Here is a 17,947-nt window from a genome sequence, read left to right as displayed (position 1 = left end):
ATGTCAGATACAGATCATTCTAGAAAGTAAATCTGAATCCGAGCTGTGCCGTAAGGGGACGTCCGACCGGTGGGCCAAATCCCGGGCCAAACAATGACTGCGGCCTGAGGAAGGTTCCGGCGGTTCCGGTCGCTGCAGGCGTGGTTAGGCCAATTCTCGACATGAACGACAAGTTCTCATAGTTGAACAGGTTGTACAGGTCGATATACGTCGAGAGTCCGAACCGCTCGCCGAACTTGAAGTTCTTTGATGCACGGAGGTCGAAGTTGAAGAAATTACCGCTTCGCTCTTCGAATCCGCCCGAGCCATCCGGAACAAATCCCTTTCGCACGCTGTTGACCTGTGCCTGCGTGCAGCCGACGGGGTTAAGAGCCCTGATCGCCGTCGCATTCACGGTCGGGAATGTTAGAGGGAAGATCGTGGCCGGGTCAACACCGCCGCAAAGTCGATCAACTGCAGCCAATCCATCACCATCGAGGTCGATACCTGCAATTGCTGAGAATGGCCTTGCGGTCGCGAACTGCATTATTGGCGAAAGCTGGAAGCCATAAGGCAAACTGAACACACCGTTAAGAACTACTCGGTGGCGTTCATCGATCCTTGTTGGTCCGAACTCTTCAGGCTTGAATTGGTTCTCCGGAGTTACGACAATTCCGTTGCCAGAATAGGAAGCCGTCGGTTGCCCGCCCCAGCTTCGGGAGCTGGCAAGCACATAGGCGAAGTTAAGAAGCATCTTTGATGTCCTGTACTTCAGCGTGGTCGTAAGGCTGTCGAATATAGATCGATTGTTCGTTGCGAACATATTGATCTGATTCAAGCGGTTTGCCGGGAGTCCCGCAGCCAGGAAAGCGGTATCCAGAACTCTCGTCGCATTTCCTCGAGGACAAGTTGTCGCGTATGCCGGATTACTAGTTTGAAGGGCACCAGGGAAGTTCGGATCACAAACCCTGTCGATCTCCGGATTGACGTTCAGAAAGCGAGGCTCGAACAGCCCAAGCGTATGAACATAGTCACTTGAGATCGACAGATTTCGTGTGATCTCACGCTGGAAGCCGATCGACCATTTCTGAATATAAGGCTCTGTTGCGTCAGGATCGTTGATACGACCAACAGTTCCTACGGCCAGATTGTTATAAGTAAATCCTGGGGGAGGCTGTGGAAGTCCAGTCGTACTTCCATTATAGATAACGTTGTACAACGCATATGTCTGAGGAAGGCAGGGGTCAACAGTGGGACCGCACGGCCTTGACAGATTGACAGATGGCTGGAAGATGAACGGCTGCGATTGAACATCCGAGAACAACGTCAGATTTTGGAATAACTGATCGTAGAATATTCCGTAACCACCTCGGATAACTGTCTTCGTATCTCCCCATGGATCCCAGGCGAAACCGAAACGCGGCTGATATTCGTTCCAGCTTGGTGTTCTGCGACGGAGTTTGTCCTGATCTTGCGTCAATGCCCTGGCCAGAGGATGGTTCAACTGGCTTAGGATGATCATAGTTCGGTTCTTGTCCTGAGCAGGGAGGTTTCCGATGTTCGCATCCCAGCGAAGTCCGAGATTTAGGGTGAATCTCGGAGTGATCTTCCAGTCATCCTGGAAATAGAACGCCAATTGGTCGATCGTTTGCAGGTGGGAACTTGCACCGTCGCTGTACTGAAGGGTCTGGAGTAGATCCGGCCTGTTGAATCCTCCACCAGCCAAGATCGCGCTTGGGGTTTGTCTAAAGGTTAGGGCATAACCCTGCGTTCCAAAGAAGAAATATCCGTCCAATTTGGTGTGGATATAGTTCACACCAAACTTCATCGTGTGATTCCCCTTTACCCAGTTAATATCGTCACGGAACTGGAATTTTCGTTCTTTTGTTGACTGCGGCGTATTGACGTTCTGTCCAAACGTGATGCCGCCTGGGAAGTTGAGTGTAAGCCCGACACCTGCCGGATTCGGAAGTATCTCATTCACGAAATCCTGGAAGTGGAAAATGAACGTATTCAGAGCATTCGGCGAAAAATTGAACTGATGATTCACAACAAAACTATGCAGTTTGTTGGAGGTGATGTTTCCGCCGCTCAAATTCGTTCTGTGCGGATTCGCTACCTGATCGTTCGGAGATTCGTTGTCCTGCCATGAATAGCGATAGAACATACTCTGACGGCTGCTTATCTTGTGATCGATCTTGGCGGTCAGCATTATGTCATCATAAGGTGTTGGGATCTCCGGATCGAACGATATGTTCGGAAATGCATTCGCAACTATCTGAATATCATTGGCGACGGAACCAAAGATAGGGACGATCTGCCGTTCACGGAATTTTTCGAGTGAGAAGAAGTAAAAGGCCTTCTCTTTAACGATCGGACCGCCAAAGCTTCCGCCGAATTCTTGGCGTTCGAAATTCGGATTGTCACGATTGTTCAATTTATCGAAAAAGTCGCGTCTTTGAAGCGAATCGTGCCGGAAGTTCATAAAATACGAACCGCGGAGCCTGTTCGTTCCGCTTTTCGTGACCACGTTTACCACACCACCAACGGCGCGGCCCTGGTCAGCTCCCCATCGGTGCTGGCTTACCTGAAACTCCTGAATTGATTCGTAAGAGAAATTTTGAAGAAGACTTCCGACGACGTTATCCTTGTTATCGCCGCCGTCAACGTTGACGTTCACGCCACGACCATCACCGCCGAAATGATCCGCTGCTCTGCGGAAATCATTTGCAAGCGATCTCAAATGGCTAGCGTTATTGTTGCTCCAGTTCCCCCATCTTCCGCGGTTGCGATTTCGGTCGTTGTAGCGGGTCTCGTTCTCAACAAGACGCTCGAAGTTTCTTGCATCATCCTTTAATCTGCGTGCGACGTCACGAAGATCTCGGTCCTGTCCACCGCGATAATAGGGGTCATTACCACCCGGAAACCACTGTGCTGAAGCGACCGAAGGCAATACCAAAACCACCAGCGAGAAAATGCTGACTGCTACAAAACCTTTAACTTTATTCATATTCGTACTCCCCTTACTGAAAATCTCGCAATGGAATGCCATTGCCCGTATGCGTATAGGGCAATGCCCGTGCCAATCCCGGATGAAAATCTCTCTATTTCTATAAATGTTGCGATCAGTGGGGTTAGAGTGAGTTGTGGGATTAGCTGAAAAAGTTTGGGCGTTCCCGCACTTAGGTGAACGCCCCATTTCGTAGAGTGATTGAATGAGATGGTTAAAACTAGATCAATGACCCAGAGCCTTTGCTGCGTTTATGCGGCCTGCTGAAAAGATGCGGCCGTTTAACACGTCGATCCGATCGACGGAACTGAGTATTTTTTCACGAAGGTCTTTGACCGAGATCTCCGGCTCATTTGCTATTATCAGGGCGGCGATACCCGCAACGTGAGGTGTTGCCATTGATGTTCCCGAAGCTTCACGGAAGCCGTCATTTAGCCAGGTAGAAACAATCTCTTTACCGGGGGCCGCGACGTGGACCGTCTTTGCACCAAAATTCGAGAAAGATGCGAGCAGATCACTGCTGTCCAAGGCTGCAACACTGATCACATTCGGCAGGTCGTAGTTTGATGGGTAATGCGGACGTTTGTCGTTATCCCCGGAATTATTTCCGGCAGCGGCTACGAAAAGAATTCCTTCATCGCCAGCGGCACGAATAGCGTCCTCAAGTGCTTTTGAATATTGGGTTGACCCCCAACTAGCGCTTATCACGCGGACATTTACGCCATTCTTTTTTCTATCCACAGCATAGTTTATGGCCTCGATCGCATCTTTGGTCGAACCGAACCCTCCGCGTCCGAGGAACTTGAGCGGCATGATCTGGACATTCCAATTTATGCCGGCGATGCCTATTTCATTATTGCCCTCGGCACCGATGACACCGGCACAATGCGTGCCGTGGCCATTATCGTCCATTGGGTCGCTGATATTGTCAACGGCATTAAATCCACGTCTATCATTGAACGTCCCAAGCTCAGCGTCGACGTAAGACGGGACAGTTTCGGGCCGAAACCACATATTTGCGGCGAGGTCGGCGTGGGTGTAGTCAACGCCGGTGTCGAGTACCGCGACCACAACATCTTTACTGCCACGGTTTTTTTGCCACGCCTTCAAAGCCGAAACGTCAGCATTTGCTTTCCCACCATTCTGTCCAGAATTGTAAAGTGCCCATTGATCCGAGAAGTGAGGATCATTGGGCGTATTTACCGGAGTGTCTTGATCTGCCGGTCTGCGCAAAACCTCTCGAAACGCGGGAAGTTCCGGCTTAATCTCATAGTTTGGCTCGGCATACTCGACAAATTCAGTCATAGCTGAATATTCAGCAGCGACCTTCGAAGGATCGGCATCGTCAAGGTCGTCTATGGCCACCATTCCCCGCACTAATTCGATCCGGTCTTCTATGCGATCATTCAATCTTGCGGTTATCTTGCGTTTCTCGGTCAAAGAAACGTGAGGTTTGAACCTGACGAGTACTTCGGGTTCGGCCTGAGTACCGGAACGTCTTACAGTCTTTGGTTTTTGAACGGTTTTCTGCGTTTCGGTATTGATCGAACGCAATGCGGCACGCCAACGGTCTATCTGTCCTAAGATCGCGGCAAATGTTACAAGTACTATCGCCACTGTCAGATGTATCCAAATATTGCTTTTATTCATTGCCGTCAACTCCTTATCGCCAAACACCTTAGGTTCAGCCCGCGATCAGATAATTCTTGCCTTTGAACCCCCGAAGCCGCAATTGGTATTTATCGCCGCGGTAATCGTACTCTTTGCCGTTATGGGCAAGCCGGATCTCCCAACCGCTTGCGATCATTTGCGCTGCAAATTCACCCTCTGCGGGGGCTCCGAGCGACATGTCGGGAAATTCTTTTGAGGTCGCTGATACCACCGAGATCTCCGAAGCCCTTACACCAAGCCTACTAGCCAGGTCGCCTTTAGCTTTTTCGATCGCGGTTTCCTTATCAAACTTCATCGTTAACCGTTTCTCCAATTTTCCTACTAATACGCCGGATAGTCAACGAATGTTCGGACGCAAAACGTTCAAGCAGCTCAACGACGAGAAAACGATAGATTGCGGAAGATCTCTACCAATGCCGGAAGGATATATATCGAACATGCCCCGCCGAGGATCATGCCCGTAATAAATCTAGACGCGTGATTGTTCTCCCATATATTGAAGATCGTAAGCGACCAATCGAGCGACATCGGCAGAACAGAAAGCAGCAGCCATTTGCGGGGAAGCGGTTCTATGTCATCTATTACTCTCCAAAGAGGATAGATCAGCAAGCTGACGAACAATCCGAAATATACACCGAAACAACGCGAACAAACCGCAAGCTGTTGGCCGCTAAGATAGAAAGAACGCTCCGGTATTTGGTGACAAAGCGATCCGAAAAAGGCAAAAATGGCATCGGCTCCAGGACTGAGATCGAGAGCCCTAAGCAGGGCAGGAGCAATAATCAGGACCAGCCATATGAGCGTAGCAAAAAGAGCGACCAGCCACACGATCTTTGCTTGTCGTTTAATAGCGGACTCGCTGACATTGAAATTTGAAGAAGCAGAGCTACTTAACGTCTTCATGATGGTTCGGGCTCTGCTCCTATTGTTCGGCTCCGCTTGCCTTGGCCGTGCGGCTTTCTGTTTCGAGTATGTGCTGTGTTGTTTGGATCACCGTGTCAGGATTCAGTGAGATGGAATTGATCCCTCGTTCGACAAGAAAATCGGCGAATTCAGGATAATCAGAAGGAGCCTGGCCGCAAATACCAATCTTCTTACCGGCACGTTTGGCGGCATCGATGGCCATCGCGACCATTTTCTCAACCGCGCCATTCCTTTCGTCGAACAAATGGGCGACCATCTCAGAATCACGATCAAGTCCGAGGGCAAGCTGTGTCAGGTCATTTGAACCGATCGAATAACCATCAAATACCTTTAGAAACTCATCGGCAAAAACGACATTTGCCGGCAGTTCGCACATTGCGTATATCTCAAGGTCGTTCTCACCCTGAACAAGACCGTATTCCGCCATTAGGGCAATGACCTTTGCTCCTTCTTCGACTGTCCTTACGAATGGGATCATTGGCTTGATGTTGGTCAAGCCCATGTCTTCGCGGGCTCGCTGTAGGGCCAAGCATTCCAACTTAAATCCTGCCTTATAACGGTCGTCGTAATATCGAGACGCTCCGCGGAAACCGATCATCGGGTTCTCCTCTTCAGGCTCAAATTCGCGTCCGCCGATCAGCATTGCGTATTCATTTGATTTGAAATCGGACATTCGGACAATTACCGGCTTCGGATAGAAAGCGGCCGCGATCCGAGCGACGCCTTCCGCTAATGAACGAACGAAAAATTCTTTGGGATCTTCCTCGAGAATGCGAGCTGCGATCGTTTCGATCGTGTCACGATGTTTGAGGTTTGGATAATTTACCAAAGCCATCGGATGAATCCCGATATGATTGTTGATAATGAACTCAAGCCGGGCAAGACCCACGCCGTCATTTGGCAATCTCGAAAGCATGAATGCATGGTCGGGATCGCCGACGTTCATCATAATCTGTGTTCGCGGCCGGGCGGTGTCCGTAATCTTGAGTTTCTTTACCCGGAAATCGATATTTCCGTAATACACATTCCCGACATCTCCTTCGGCACACGAAACAGTTATGTCGCTGCCGTTCCGGATCTTTTCGGTAGCATCGCCAGTTCCGACAATACAGGGGATGCCAAGTTCGCGGCTAATTATCGCCGAATGACACGTGCGACCACCACGTTCGGTAACGATTGCAGATGCACGTTTCATTATCGGCTCCCAAGCCGGGTCAGTCATGGTTGTAACAAGGATCTCGCCTTCTTTGAAGGTATTCAGCTTTGACGGGTCTAGCAGGACGTGTGCCTTGCCCTGTCCGATCTTCTGCCCAACTGCAACACCCGACGTTAGCGGTGCTCCATGTGCTCCTGTCAGTTCGTAGGTCTCAATGAAATTCTCCGTCTTTTGAGTATGAACAGTCTCGGGTCGTGCCTGAAGAATATAGAGTTCGCCGGTGATGCCGTCCTTCGCCCATTCGATGTCCATCGGCTGATGTTTTCCGGCAAGGGCCGAGTAATGATCCTCGATAGCGCAGGCCCAATTTGCAAGTTGAAGCACTTCAAATCCGGCGAGGCAGAAACGCTTTCGCTGCGATTCGACGACCGGCCGGACCATTGTCCCAGTGCCGTCGTCGTGAAATACCATCTTTACTTCTTTCACGCCCAATTTGCGCGTAACGATCGGCCGGAAACCTTGTTTGAGAGTTGGTTTGAAAACGATCCATTCATCCGGGGTTGCCATTCCTTGGACTACGGCCTCACCTAATCCCCAGGCACCATTGATGACGACCGCATCGCGAAATCCGCTTTCAGTATCTAGCGTGAACATAACGCCCGAACACGCCGCATCCGAACGAACCATTGGCTGCACGCCGATCGACAAAGCGACGTCGAAATGATCGAATCCTTTCGCGGTTCGGTAAGAGATCGCACGGTCAGTCCAGAGCGATGCGTAGCATTCGCGGCACGCTTCGATCAGACGCTTTTCGCCGCGAACATTCAAGATCGTGTCCTGTTGTCCGGCAAAAGACGCATCCGGCAAGTCCTCAGCGGTTGCCGAGGACCGCACCGCAACCTCAAACGCCCGTTTGCCGATTCGGTCGCCGAGCCGTTTGTATGCGTCAATTATCGCGGTCTCGACCTCGGAAGGGAACGGAGTTTCCATCATCATGCGGCGGGCTTCGCTGCCGACACGCGCAAGCTCGTCCAGGTCGTTAACGTCCAACCCCTTGAGCAGTTTTTGCAAACGCCCGCGAAGGTTGTCCGTATCAAGTAAGGTGTTATACGCGTGACTAGTGGTCGAAAACCCATCTACCGCTCGAACGCCGTGCGCCGTTAGTTCACGAAAAAGCTCGCCAAGCGAAGCGCATTTTCCGCCAACGATGGCTACGTCGCCGGCACCCACCTGACTTAGATCCAATACAAATGGTTGCGAGTCTGTCATTTCACAAAACAGATGAATTTAGAGCTACTTCTTCTAGCTCCGAATTGATCCGATGTCTAATTTATCGCCGAACGGCTGATCTCTGAGTTCTGCTTCTCCTCCTCGGGCAGATCGCCGCAATCAGCACGGAAATGTTTCCACATCTTCGGATTTACGGTCTTGATAAGGTCCGCTCGGCTTAGAGTCTTCAATGGCTTTCCGATGTAGATCTTGCCCATTTTCTCCAGCCGCCTTTCACTTAACGCACCAGAGAACATAAGCAACGGATAAGTAAAGTTGGGACCGTTCAGCTTTCGCAGTTTATAAAGCCACATTCCCAACGAGCCGATCCGCCATGCTGTTGGCCCCCACCAACTATACTGTCCGGGGCGAAGGTTCATCTTCCAGCATTTCATCATCAACTGCCATTGCAGCGGCGATAGTTCGCGTGTTTGAGTAACGCCTTTTTCCATCTCCATGCGAGTGTCGTGGAGCGGTGTGAATATAGATGGGATAAGAAACGCAAAAAGACCACGACGCTCCATTTCGTAAACAAGGTCAAGCGTTTCTCTAATGTCTTCGTCAGTCTCGTCCGGATTTCCAACGATCAAGGTCATCGCCGGGAACCAGTTGTTCTCGTTCAATACCTTCAGGCCCTCCAGAACAACGCTTGGCCAATGTTCGATAGGGAACGGAACTCCCTTGCCGGGCATTATTTTTTTCGCCATACGGACGGAGCCTGTCTCAAGGCCGATTAGCGGAGCTAAAGCTTTCTTTTCAGGATGCGAACTAAGGTACGGGAAATGTATCGGGCTTTTTGGCAATAGAATATCTGAGAGCTGTTTGATCATTATTGGATCCACGACAGCAGGTGCGATAGTTGAGTGGCTCAAAACGTGTTGTTCAACACCCGGCGTTTCCACTACGGATCTGTAAAGGTCCACCAGTGCTTCGCGGTTAGGGAAGTAGAATGGCGTATCGGTATGCACCTGTCCCCAAATGAACATATCCTCGGTTGCCAACGAGATCTGTTTGTTTCCTTCGCGAACATTCGCCCGGACAGCTTCCATTATTTTTTCTTTCGGAAGGTCGATCTGAGGATTAAGGTCGGGAACGCAAAATTTGCAGCGGCGGCCGCAACCTGTGGTCATCTCAACGACTCCAAAAGTCGTCCGAGTATCTGGGAAAAGTATTGCGTCGCGTTCTTTCGGATGGACAACGGTAATCTCTTTCGGGAGTTCCTCACCGCGAATCGCCTTTTCGAATAGATCGATCGTATCCTGCGATTCGCTGCGTCCTTCTACTACGCAGTCGATGCCGAGCTCCTCATACATATCTGTCTGTATGATCTGCCACCCGCCCGAACCGCCGACTATGACCTTGAAGCTGTTCCGATACTTATTGTTCTTGATCTGCGCGAACAGCTGCCGCGCATAATGTGAATTTATCGGCATCTTCGATGAGCCGAATATGGATGTATACACACCGGCGGCAAAGGTTACGCCAAGCGGGTTGTGGGTGGATACTGCAACAACACGGGTTTCGGGGCCGATGAATTTGTCTAGGTCCTCCGGATAGCACGCAACAATATCATCTTTCGAATAGACACGTTCGAGCGAAGTTTCGACAAGGCGAACTCCAGCAGGCATATACTTTGCCGAACCGTCCTGGTAGCGTTCAACTTCGCGCCATTTCGGATATTTGCGATTTAGTATGCCTTCAAGCCAAATAGGAAGCGACGCCATTGCCATTTGAATGAAATAGCCTGCGTGGTCGATCGCCTCGGTCAACGGTGCCGTCAAAACGATCTTTTTCCCGCCTTTAGTCAAGGCTTGTCCGGTTTCAAGAGCAACCGACGCCCTAGCATTCAATGCTTCCGTATTTACTGCCATCAAGTCCTCCTATTCATATAACTTCTAAGGGGTCAACGGGGAATTCTCTTTGACCGATCAGATGACAAATACGGCCCTAGAATCGAATAACCGCATCCGGGCCACCTTCCACATGTACGGTATCCACGAATCTAATGCTCTTATTGTCTGTTGTCATAACTACGGAATGGGTACGTTTTCCTTCCCCAAAGAATCTAACACCGCGTAACAGGGATCCATCGGTGACGCCCGTAGCAGCGAAGATAACTTTCCTGCCCGGTGCCAGATCGTTCGTATCATAGATCTTATCCGGATCTGTGATGCCCATTCCCTTTATTCGCTCAATTGCCTCTTCCTTTGGCGGAACCTTGGTTCTATCAACGCCGAGCCTTTCAGGATCGAATACAAACTTTGCTAGGATCTCGCCGTTCAAACACTTCATCGCGGCAGCCGTAATAACTCCTTCGGGGGCTCCGCCTATTCCCATTAGTGCGTGAATATTCGTTCCTGCAACCGCCGCCGATATCCCGGCAGAAAGGTCGCCGTCTGAGATAAGCCGTATCCTGGCACCTGCGGCTCGTACGTCTGCAACTAACTGTTTGTGACGAGGCCGATCAAGGCAAATAACAGTCAGGTCTTCAACATCTCGACCGAGCCTGCGAGCGATATTCTTGAGATTGTCGGCGACCGGAGCTTCGATATCGACGGCACCTTTGCAAGAAGGCCCGACTATTATCTTGTCCATATATATATCGGGAGCATTCAGCAATCCACCACGTTCCGAGGCGGCCAGGACAGCTATCGCATTATTTGCGCCTAAAGCGCAGAGGTTTGTGCCCTCGAGCGGATCGACCGCAATGTCCACTTCGGGGAACTCGGCACGGGCCTCGTCAGAAAAATTCCCTCCGCCGACCTCTTCCCCTATGTAAAGCATAGGGGCTTCGTCTCGTTCACCTTCGCCAATTACAATCCGACCCCGCATTGGTACGGAATCCATAACCTCGCGCATTGCCTCGACGGCGACATGGTCAGAGTGCTTTCGGTCGCCCTGTCCCATAGTTTTTGCCGATTCGATGGCGGCAGCTTCTGTAACGCGGAGAAAATCGAGCGCCAATTCGCGCTCAGCTCTTGAATTTGTCATTTGTTTTGAACCAGACTTATCGGTTTAATTAGAACTGTTGATGATGGCATTCTAACACTTGTTCGCGAGGGTTTGACAAGTATTCCTTTGAATATTACGGTTTTACTTTGATTTCGATGAGTCGAGTACGTCTTAAATGATGCTCGCAATTACGTGATCGACCCAGAATGAGCCCGCTTCTGTTAGAGATAAGGCTCCAAGAGTATCGAATATGACTTATATCGTTGCCGAACCTTGTGTTGAGTGTAAGTATACCGATTGTGCTGCCGTATGCCCCGTAGAGGCATTCCATGAATTGCCGGATCGGCTCTTGATAAACCCTGACACTTGCATAGATTGTGATGCCTGTCTTCCTGAATGTCCGGTCGAGGCGATCTTTTCGGATATGTCGATCCCGGAAGAGTACCTGCCCTGGCTTGAGATCAATAAAGAGGCAGAGAACTACCCAATCATTAGCACAAAGCAGCCCGCACTTTACGGCCCTGGCTGTAAAGGTCAGCCAGAGTAGAATAATTACTTTTCTGTTCCGCAAATATAATGTCTGCAAACCCTAAGGTATGGCCAGGGTTGTATAGCTCTTCTATCTATCATTCGGATAGCACATATTCGAGAGTTTATGATAGATCTGATGTTCGCAAGTAAACCTGATAACAAGCATGAGGTGCACTTGTCACTTGTTAAGCTTTGGGATGTCTGTATAAATAGCTGGCTGTGCCCCGCGAAAGGTTTTTCTGTGCAGGGGAGTCGGTCCAAGTCTTCGAATAGCGTCAAAATGGATCGAAGTGCCGTAGCCTTTGTGTCTGGCGAAACCATACCCAGGAAATTCTCGGTCTAATGAGCACATTAACTCATCGCGATATACTTTAGCTATTACAGAGGCCGCAGCGATAGAATAGGAAATGGAATCTCCTTTTATAATGGCCTTTTGGGGAATATTAATCTCACGTAGATGCAGAGCGTCGATTATCAAATGATCTGGTGCCGGTGAAAGGGAATTGACAGCAATAGACATTGCTTTTTTTGTTGCTTCTAGGATATTTATGCGGTCGATCTCCTCAGCTTCTACCACACCGATGGCGTACGATATTGCTGATTCGCGAAGTTCTGCGGCGATTTCAGTTCTTCGCTTTTCGCTCAGTTTTTTTGAATCTGTGAGCCCAGCGGGTACTGACTTTGATCGATCAAGGATACAGGCGGCCGCGACGACCGGGCCTGCAAGACAGCCGCGTCCTACTTCGTCAACCCCTGCAATAAGACAGAAGCCTTCCAGAAGTGCCTGTTCTTCAAAACCAAAGCCGATCGTTAGATCAAAACGATCGGCTTTTAGCTTAAATCCATTCACAGTGTGATCTTATCACGACTTGCCTTTAGATAGGCCAAGGCCCCCTAGTGGTTCTGTTTCAAATCGTTCACCAAAACCTGCGATCATTGGACGTGCCCTTGCGATGGCCGACTGAACGGAAGGAAGTTGAAGCGATGCTGCATGGCTCTCTTTAGAGTCCCAAACTTCGGTTATCCAAACAGCATTCTTGTCCTTAGGGTCGTTTGCGACGACGTAGCTCAAACATCCCGGCAGGCTATCCAAGCCTTCGAGCAGGATAGCGCTCAATGCATCACGTTTTCCGTCTACGGCGATCATCTTGCCGATCAGGCCATACATATTACCCATAGCGTTTGCTTTGCCCGCTGGCTGGAAAAGGGCGCAAGCGCCCGCTGCAAACCAAGCTGCAACGAAATCACGACGCCCTAAATTCATAATATCCGTAAAAACTACTTGGCAGCTTGAGCCTTATTTCTTGTGTCTTTTTCCTTGATGCGGGCGGCTTTTCCTCGTAAGTTACGAAGGTAATAAAGCTTTGCCCGTCGGACCTTACCTCGCCGTACAACGTCGATATGATCGATCACCGTAGCGTGTAGCGGGAATATCCTTTCAACGCCAACACCAAAGCTGACCTTACGGACGGTAATGGATTCGCGCGCTCCGCCGTGTTTGCGAGCGATCACAATGCCTTCAAAAACCTGGATACGTTCCTTATTTCCTTCCTTTATCCGGACGTGTACCTTAACGGTATCGCCCGCTTGGAACGCGGGAATATTATCCCGCAGCTGCGTTTTCTCAATTGAATCTAAACGGTTCATAACATTTTCGGCCAGAGGTCAGCCGGACACCGTGCCCGACTCACATTTCACCATTTTCTCCTATTAATAGATCTGGTCTATTCTTTTTTGTTTTCTCGAGAGCCATTCGCCGGCGCCATTTTTCAATCTCGGCATGATCGCCGCTCAAAAGTACATCAGGAACTCTCATTCCTCTAAACTCTGCCGGCCGGGTATAATGCGGACAATCGAGCAATTCGTTTGAGAATGAATCATTCTCAGCAGAAGTCGCGCTCCCCAATGCGTCTGGGAGAAGCCTAATGACCACGTCGGCCAACACCACCGCCGCTGGTTCGCCACCAGAAAGTACATAATCACCGATCGAGATCTCATCTGTAATAAGAGCCTCATTCACCCTTTCGTCAACCCCTTCATATCGGCCACAGATCATTACAAGATACGATGTAGAATCAGCAAGTTCTCTAACACCGGCTTGTTTCAGAGGTCTTCCTTGTGGAGAAAGTAAAACAACTCGGGTGCCGACCGGGAAACTTTTTCGTTCAGAGGTGCCCAACAGATGTTCGATCGCGTTAAATATCGGCTCGGCCTTCATCACCATCCCATCGCCGCCCCCGAAAGGCCTGTCGTCGGTCATCCGGTGTTTATCTGTCGCAAACTCTCTAATGTCTACGACATTTATCTCCACGATATTCGCAAGCCGAGCACGGCGGATTATTCCAAAATCAAAGACCTGCCCGAAAAATTCGGGGAAAATTGTAAGAATGTCGATCCGCATTCTGAACGTCAGAGCTCTGCCTGTGCGAAAATAACCAAAGAAAGGTCGTCTATGCAGAACCTAGAACTCTAACAAGCCCTCCGGTGGATCTACAGTGATGAGCTTATTCGGAATATCCACCATTACGCATATCGTTGCTGCGAATGGTATCAAGTATTCCTTCGCTCCGTTTACTACCAGCACTTCGGTCCCGCCTGTCCTCATTACAGAGGAGACCTCACCGATCAAATCCCCATCGATCCCGGATACCTTACAGCCTTCAAGTTGCCAGTCAAAGAACTCGTCGTCGTCAAGAGCAACCGTTTCGTTCTCGGTTATGCAGATCTCTGCGTTCCTGAACTCCTCGGCATCTTCGATCCGGTCGATGCCCAAAAATTTCAATAGGATACGCTCATTTCGATATCTAAAGCTCTCAATTTCAAGCTGGCGTTTCCTTTCTCCCGGCATCACGGCCGTGACCTTTCTCAGTCCCTCAAAACGTTCGGGAAAATCGGTCAAAATGTCTGCCAGCAACTCACCTCTAAGGCCATGTGGCCTGGCGATCCGAGCTATTGCCACCAGATCTTCCATTTATTCTGTAGTTCTAATCTTCGATCAGATCCAGATGAAAGCGTTTTCCCTGTTTCTGGCCGGCATAAAAGAGGATGCTGCGAATCGCCTTTATAGTTCTGCCTTCGCGACCAATCACACGGCCATAATCCTCCGGAGCCACACGAAGGAGAAACTTAACGTTCTTTCCGTCGCCGCTTTCCGACAGTTCTACTCCGTCGGGCGAACCAACAAGAGACCTTACGATCGTTTCAAGGGCTTCTTTCATCAATTGATCTTGCTCGAATCCGAGCAGTTGCTCGGAACAAGCCAGTAAAAGCTGCCATTCAAACGCATATACAAGGCAGCGACCGTTAGAACACAGAACTATTCCGCGATCTGAGCCGGATTGTTCTTTATCAGACTCGCTACCGTTTCGGTCGGTTTAGCTCCAACTCCGATCCAGTACTGAATCCGGTCGTGTTTTAAGACAACTTCGGCCGGATCCGTCATCGGATTATATGTTCCGACGTTCTCGATGTATTTGCCGTCGCGTTTCGAACGCTTTTCCTTTACCACAAGGCGATAGAACGGTTTGCCCTTCGCCCCCATTCTCATCAAACTGATTGCTAACATAATCTCTATCTAAGCATCCTTACTCAAATTACCAAGCCGGCGTGACGATCGTCGCTTCATCAGCAGACCTGGTCATCTACCGAACGCCGGTATTATGCGGCGAGCATTGCAGTATGCAAAAGATTTTGGCCTGCCGGTGGTGGATCATTGTGAGGACAAATCATTATCTAGCGGCGGCGTTATGCATGAAGGCCGAGTATCGCTTCTGCTTGGTCTCAAAGGAATGCCAGCTCTTGCTGAAGATATTGACGCGGTCCGCGATATTCTGCTGGCGGCAGAGACCGGAGCTCATGTTCACATCGCGCACGTTTCGACAAAAGGTGCGATCGAGGCCGTCAGGCGAGCGAAGAATGAGGGTATCAACGTTACCTGCGAGGTAACACCGCATCATTTCACGTTGACCGACAAATACGTCGAAGGCTACGACACCAATTACAAAATGGCCCCGCCACTGCGATCGGAAGAGCATCTGGAAGCAGTCATCGAAGGCATTAAAGACGGCACGATCGACGCTATCGCGACTGACCATGCCCCGCATCACCACGATGAGAAGGCTCTTGAATTCGATCGTGCGCCATTCGGCATCACCGGCCTGGAAACCGCCGTCGGTCTTGCGTTCGATCAATTGGTTCACAAAGGAATCGTCGGGCTTGAAAGACTCGTCGAGATGTGTTCTGCCAGCCCTGCACGCATCTTCGGCCTCGAAGGCAGGGGAACTCTAAAGCCCGGTTCAGTTGCTGACATTACGTTGATCGATCCACATCTTGAATGGACTTACCGTAATTCGGATTCGCGGTCAAGATCACGCAATTCGCCATTCGATAGCTGGAACTTTACGGGCCGCGCAGTTGCGACGCTGGTGGGTGGAAAAGTGGTATTCAAGGTAGATTGAAATTCTGGTAGGAAGAATTAGACGAATCCGCATTCCGGCGATACAATCTGCTAATTATGAGACCAACCGACACCGCCGAACGATCAAACATTTATGTGCTTCCAACTATTTCGGCAAGCTCTGCAGTTGTCCACATTGCGCTTTTAGCACTTGCATCGTTTTTACTGCCTGCTGCCTCGCATATACTCGGTCTTCCGGTGCGCAGCATTCTTCCGATGCACTGGCCCGTGATACTTGCGGGGCTTTGTTACGGTTGGCGATCGGGTTTGGTAATTGGTTTGCTCGCTCCGGTGACTAGCTATTTGATATCCGGAATGCCGCTGCCCCACATTTTGCCGGCGATGACCGTCGAACTCGCAGCTTATGGCTTCGCAGCAGGCTTCGCCCGGGAAATTTTCAAATTGAACTGGTTCTTGGCCGCCGCAATATCGCTAGTTATTGGAAGGCTCGTGTTTCTTTCCTATGTTTTCCTTTTCCGCTCGGTCGAACAGCCTTTCGGAGAATACATCGCTGCTGCGATGGCGCCGGGCATCCCGGCAGCCATAGCCCAATTTCTTATCCTTTCCATTATCGCGTGGTGGTGGGTTTCGCGTAACACATCGGGATCAAAATGATGCATTTTATCCGGCCCCTGTTCCTATCTATTCTTCTGTTGACCATCGCCTTGGCGGCGGATGCTCAGGTTACCAGTCAGTACACTGACCTCGTTGATATGAAATGTAAAACGCTGGAACTAAACGAGGACGAAGGCGGCTCTTACAAGGGTGAATGTCGTGGTATAGCAGGATACAAACTCTACGTCACGGAAGGCGATCTTAGGCAAAGCGTGGACATTGTCGATCCGAATGGCGGCGTCAGCGAGCTTCAATTTTGGAATCACTTCAGCGCATTCTCATACCTCGGACCGCGTGCAGAATGGCGAATAAAGAACAAGAAACCCATTGCATTGATCGTTCGATTGAACGTAAGCGAGGATCCCGAGGATTCGTCTAAAACTACGTCTTACCTGATCGTCGCAAAGATCACATCTGCCGAGACCTGTATTACCGACATCATTAGACCCAGCCGCACACAGAACATACAGGCTCGCCAAGCCGCTGACCGTTCCGCTGCGAGCCCATGTAAGGTTAAATAATTTTTCCCAAAACCCTATTTTCGCTTGCATTTCATATGTTGCAGAGTTACAACTCAAAAAGTCCGAATTTCTCTTTGTACTAATGGAGACTGAACAAGATGGAACTGCTTGCCGATCCTAACGTTTGGATCGCCTTTGCGACACTCACACTCCTCGAGCTTGTGCTCGGTATTGATAACATAATCTTCATTTCGATCCTGGCGGGAAAGCTTCCACCGGATCAGCAGCCACGCGCCAGGTTCATCGGACTCTCGCTGGCTCTGATAATGCGTGTAGTACTGCTCTTTTCGCTGTCATGGGTAATGGGGTTGACGACGCCGCTCTTTGGAGTTTTTGGACAGGAGGTCTCGGGCAGAGATCTGATCCTGATCATCGGCGGACTCTTTCTTATCGCAAAGTCCACGCATGAGATCCATGGCTCTCTCGAAGGGGCCGAAGGTCATGCTATCCGAAAGGTTTATGCTTCCTTCGGCGCGGTCATCGTCCAGATCGGTTTGCTTGACATAGTCTTCTCGCTCGATTCGGTGATAACTGCGATCGGAATGGTCGATAAGGTTCCGGTAATGGTAGCCGCGGTTGTTGTTTCAATCATTGCGATGATGCTATTCGCCGGTTCTATCGGAGCTTTTGTCCAACGTCATCCGACCATAAAGATGCTTGCGCTCGCTTTCCTCTTACTTATCGGCTTTACTTTGGTCGTTGAAGGACTTCATATGCACATACCGAAGGGCTATATCTACTTCGCAATGGCATTCTCAGTGTTCGTTGAATTCCTGAATATGCGGCTCAGGAGAAAGTCGCAAAATCCGGTGGAGCTGCACGATGCATACCACGGGGGCGGCGGAACGCCGTCGGAGGCTTAA

The 17,947-nt window shown here is 50.1% G+C and carries 19 protein-coding genes; 5 read left to right on the top strand and 14 right to left on the bottom strand.

Annotated elements, in window-relative coordinates; genetic code table 11:
• Window positions 1-19 precede the first annotated feature (19 nt).
• The 7 genes from JVX88_RS03895 to glpX all read right to left on the bottom strand — a co-directional run bounded on the left by JVX88_RS03895 (window position 20) and on the right by glpX (window position 11,000).
• Complete coding sequence (locus tag JVX88_RS03895; protein WP_211625927.1) at window positions 20-2,989, bottom strand: TonB-dependent receptor domain-containing protein; 2,970 nt, start codon at window positions 2,987-2,989, stop codon at window positions 20-22.
• A gap of 225 nt (window positions 2,990-3,214) precedes the next feature.
• Window positions 3,215-4,639 (bottom strand): S8 family serine peptidase, encoded by a 1,425-nt coding sequence (locus JVX88_RS03890; protein WP_211625925.1) that lies wholly within the window; start codon window positions 4,637-4,639, stop codon window positions 3,215-3,217.
• A 34-nt stretch (window positions 4,640-4,673) separates the two neighbouring features.
• Window positions 4,674-4,955, bottom strand: coding sequence for a hypothetical protein (locus JVX88_RS03885; protein WP_211625923.1), 282 nt, complete (start codon window positions 4,953-4,955; stop codon window positions 4,674-4,676).
• A gap of 77 nt (window positions 4,956-5,032) precedes the next feature.
• Entirely contained in the window at window positions 5,033-5,563 is a 531-nt protein-coding gene (locus JVX88_RS03880; RefSeq protein ID WP_211625921.1) for a DUF2085 domain-containing protein, read from the bottom strand.
• A gap of 19 nt (window positions 5,564-5,582) precedes the next feature.
• Complete coding sequence (gene ppsA / locus JVX88_RS03875) at window positions 5,583-8,009, bottom strand: phosphoenolpyruvate synthase (protein WP_211625919.1); 2,427 nt, start codon at window positions 8,007-8,009, stop codon at window positions 5,583-5,585.
• Between the two features lie 56 nt (window positions 8,010-8,065).
• A complete protein-coding gene (locus tag JVX88_RS03870) occupies window positions 8,066-9,880 on the bottom strand; it encodes a B12-binding domain-containing radical SAM protein (protein ID WP_211625918.1) in 1,815 nt (604 codons plus the stop codon).
• A gap of 76 nt (window positions 9,881-9,956) precedes the next feature.
• Window positions 9,957-11,000, bottom strand: a complete 1,044-nt coding sequence (gene glpX, locus JVX88_RS03865) for a class II fructose-bisphosphatase (protein ID WP_211625916.1) — start codon at window positions 10,998-11,000, stop codon at window positions 9,957-9,959.
• Window positions 11,001-11,211: 211 nt separating this feature from the next.
• Between glpX and JVX88_RS03860 the strand changes: the two genes are divergently transcribed.
• Entirely contained in the window at window positions 11,212-11,508 is a 297-nt protein-coding gene (locus JVX88_RS03860; RefSeq protein WP_211625914.1) for an indolepyruvate ferredoxin oxidoreductase subunit alpha, read from the top strand.
• Between the two features lie 162 nt (window positions 11,509-11,670).
• Here JVX88_RS03860 and JVX88_RS03855 read toward each other — a convergent pair whose 3' ends face one another.
• The 7 genes from JVX88_RS03855 to rpsP all read right to left on the bottom strand — a co-directional run bounded on the left by JVX88_RS03855 (window position 11,671) and on the right by rpsP (window position 15,057).
• On the bottom strand, window positions 11,671-12,342 hold the full coding sequence (locus JVX88_RS03855; protein WP_225931332.1) for a ribonuclease HII: 672 nt from the start codon (window positions 12,340-12,342) through the stop codon (window positions 11,671-11,673).
• Window positions 12,343-12,354: 12 nt separating this feature from the next.
• Window positions 12,355-12,756, bottom strand: a complete 402-nt coding sequence (locus JVX88_RS03850) for a putative quinol monooxygenase (protein WP_211625912.1) — start codon at window positions 12,754-12,756, stop codon at window positions 12,355-12,357.
• 14 nt (window positions 12,757-12,770) lie between these two features.
• A complete protein-coding gene (gene rplS, locus JVX88_RS03845; protein ID WP_211625910.1) occupies window positions 12,771-13,139 on the bottom strand; it encodes a 50S ribosomal protein L19 in 369 nt (122 codons plus the stop codon).
• A 40-nt stretch (window positions 13,140-13,179) separates the two neighbouring features.
• Window positions 13,180-13,893 (bottom strand): tRNA (guanosine(37)-N1)-methyltransferase TrmD, encoded by a 714-nt coding sequence (trmD, locus tag JVX88_RS03840; RefSeq protein ID WP_211625908.1) that lies wholly within the window; start codon window positions 13,891-13,893, stop codon window positions 13,180-13,182.
• 60 nt (window positions 13,894-13,953) lie between these two features.
• Window positions 13,954-14,463, bottom strand: a complete 510-nt coding sequence (rimM, locus tag JVX88_RS03835) for a ribosome maturation factor RimM (RefSeq protein ID WP_211625907.1) — start codon at window positions 14,461-14,463, stop codon at window positions 13,954-13,956.
• Window positions 14,464-14,476: 13 nt separating this feature from the next.
• Window positions 14,477-14,710, bottom strand: coding sequence for a KH domain-containing protein (locus tag JVX88_RS03830; protein ID WP_211625905.1), 234 nt, complete (start codon window positions 14,708-14,710; stop codon window positions 14,477-14,479).
• 98 nt (window positions 14,711-14,808) lie between these two features.
• Window positions 14,809-15,057 carry a 30S ribosomal protein S16 gene (rpsP, locus tag JVX88_RS03825; RefSeq protein WP_263975468.1) on the bottom strand — a complete coding sequence of 83 codons (249 nt, stop codon included), beginning with the start codon at window positions 15,055-15,057 and terminating at the stop codon, window positions 14,809-14,811.
• Window positions 15,058-15,115: 58 nt separating this feature from the next.
• Between rpsP and JVX88_RS03820 the strand changes: the two genes are divergently transcribed.
• The 4 genes from JVX88_RS03820 (at window position 15,116) to JVX88_RS03805 (ending at window position 17,947) form a co-directional block, all read left to right on the top strand.
• Entirely contained in the window at window positions 15,116-15,949 is an 834-nt protein-coding gene (locus JVX88_RS03820; protein WP_225931456.1) for a dihydroorotase, read from the top strand.
• 56 nt (window positions 15,950-16,005) lie between these two features.
• Window positions 16,006-16,563 carry an ECF transporter S component gene (locus JVX88_RS03815; protein WP_211625901.1) on the top strand — a complete coding sequence of 186 codons (558 nt, stop codon included), beginning with the start codon at window positions 16,006-16,008 and terminating at the stop codon, window positions 16,561-16,563.
• On the top strand, window positions 16,560-17,084 hold the full coding sequence (locus JVX88_RS03810) for a hypothetical protein (protein WP_211625899.1): 525 nt from the start codon (window positions 16,560-16,562) through the stop codon (window positions 17,082-17,084). The genes JVX88_RS03815 and JVX88_RS03810 overlap by 4 nt, the downstream gene beginning before the upstream one ends.
• A 98-nt stretch (window positions 17,085-17,182) precedes the next feature.
• Window positions 17,183-17,947, top strand: a complete 765-nt coding sequence (locus tag JVX88_RS03805; protein WP_211625897.1) for a TerC family protein — start codon at window positions 17,183-17,185, stop codon at window positions 17,945-17,947.

Source organism: Leptolyngbya sp. 7M, from assembly GCF_018128485.1.
The sequence above is the reverse complement of the archived record's forward strand: the minus strand, read 5'-3'. Positions and strand labels throughout refer to the sequence as shown.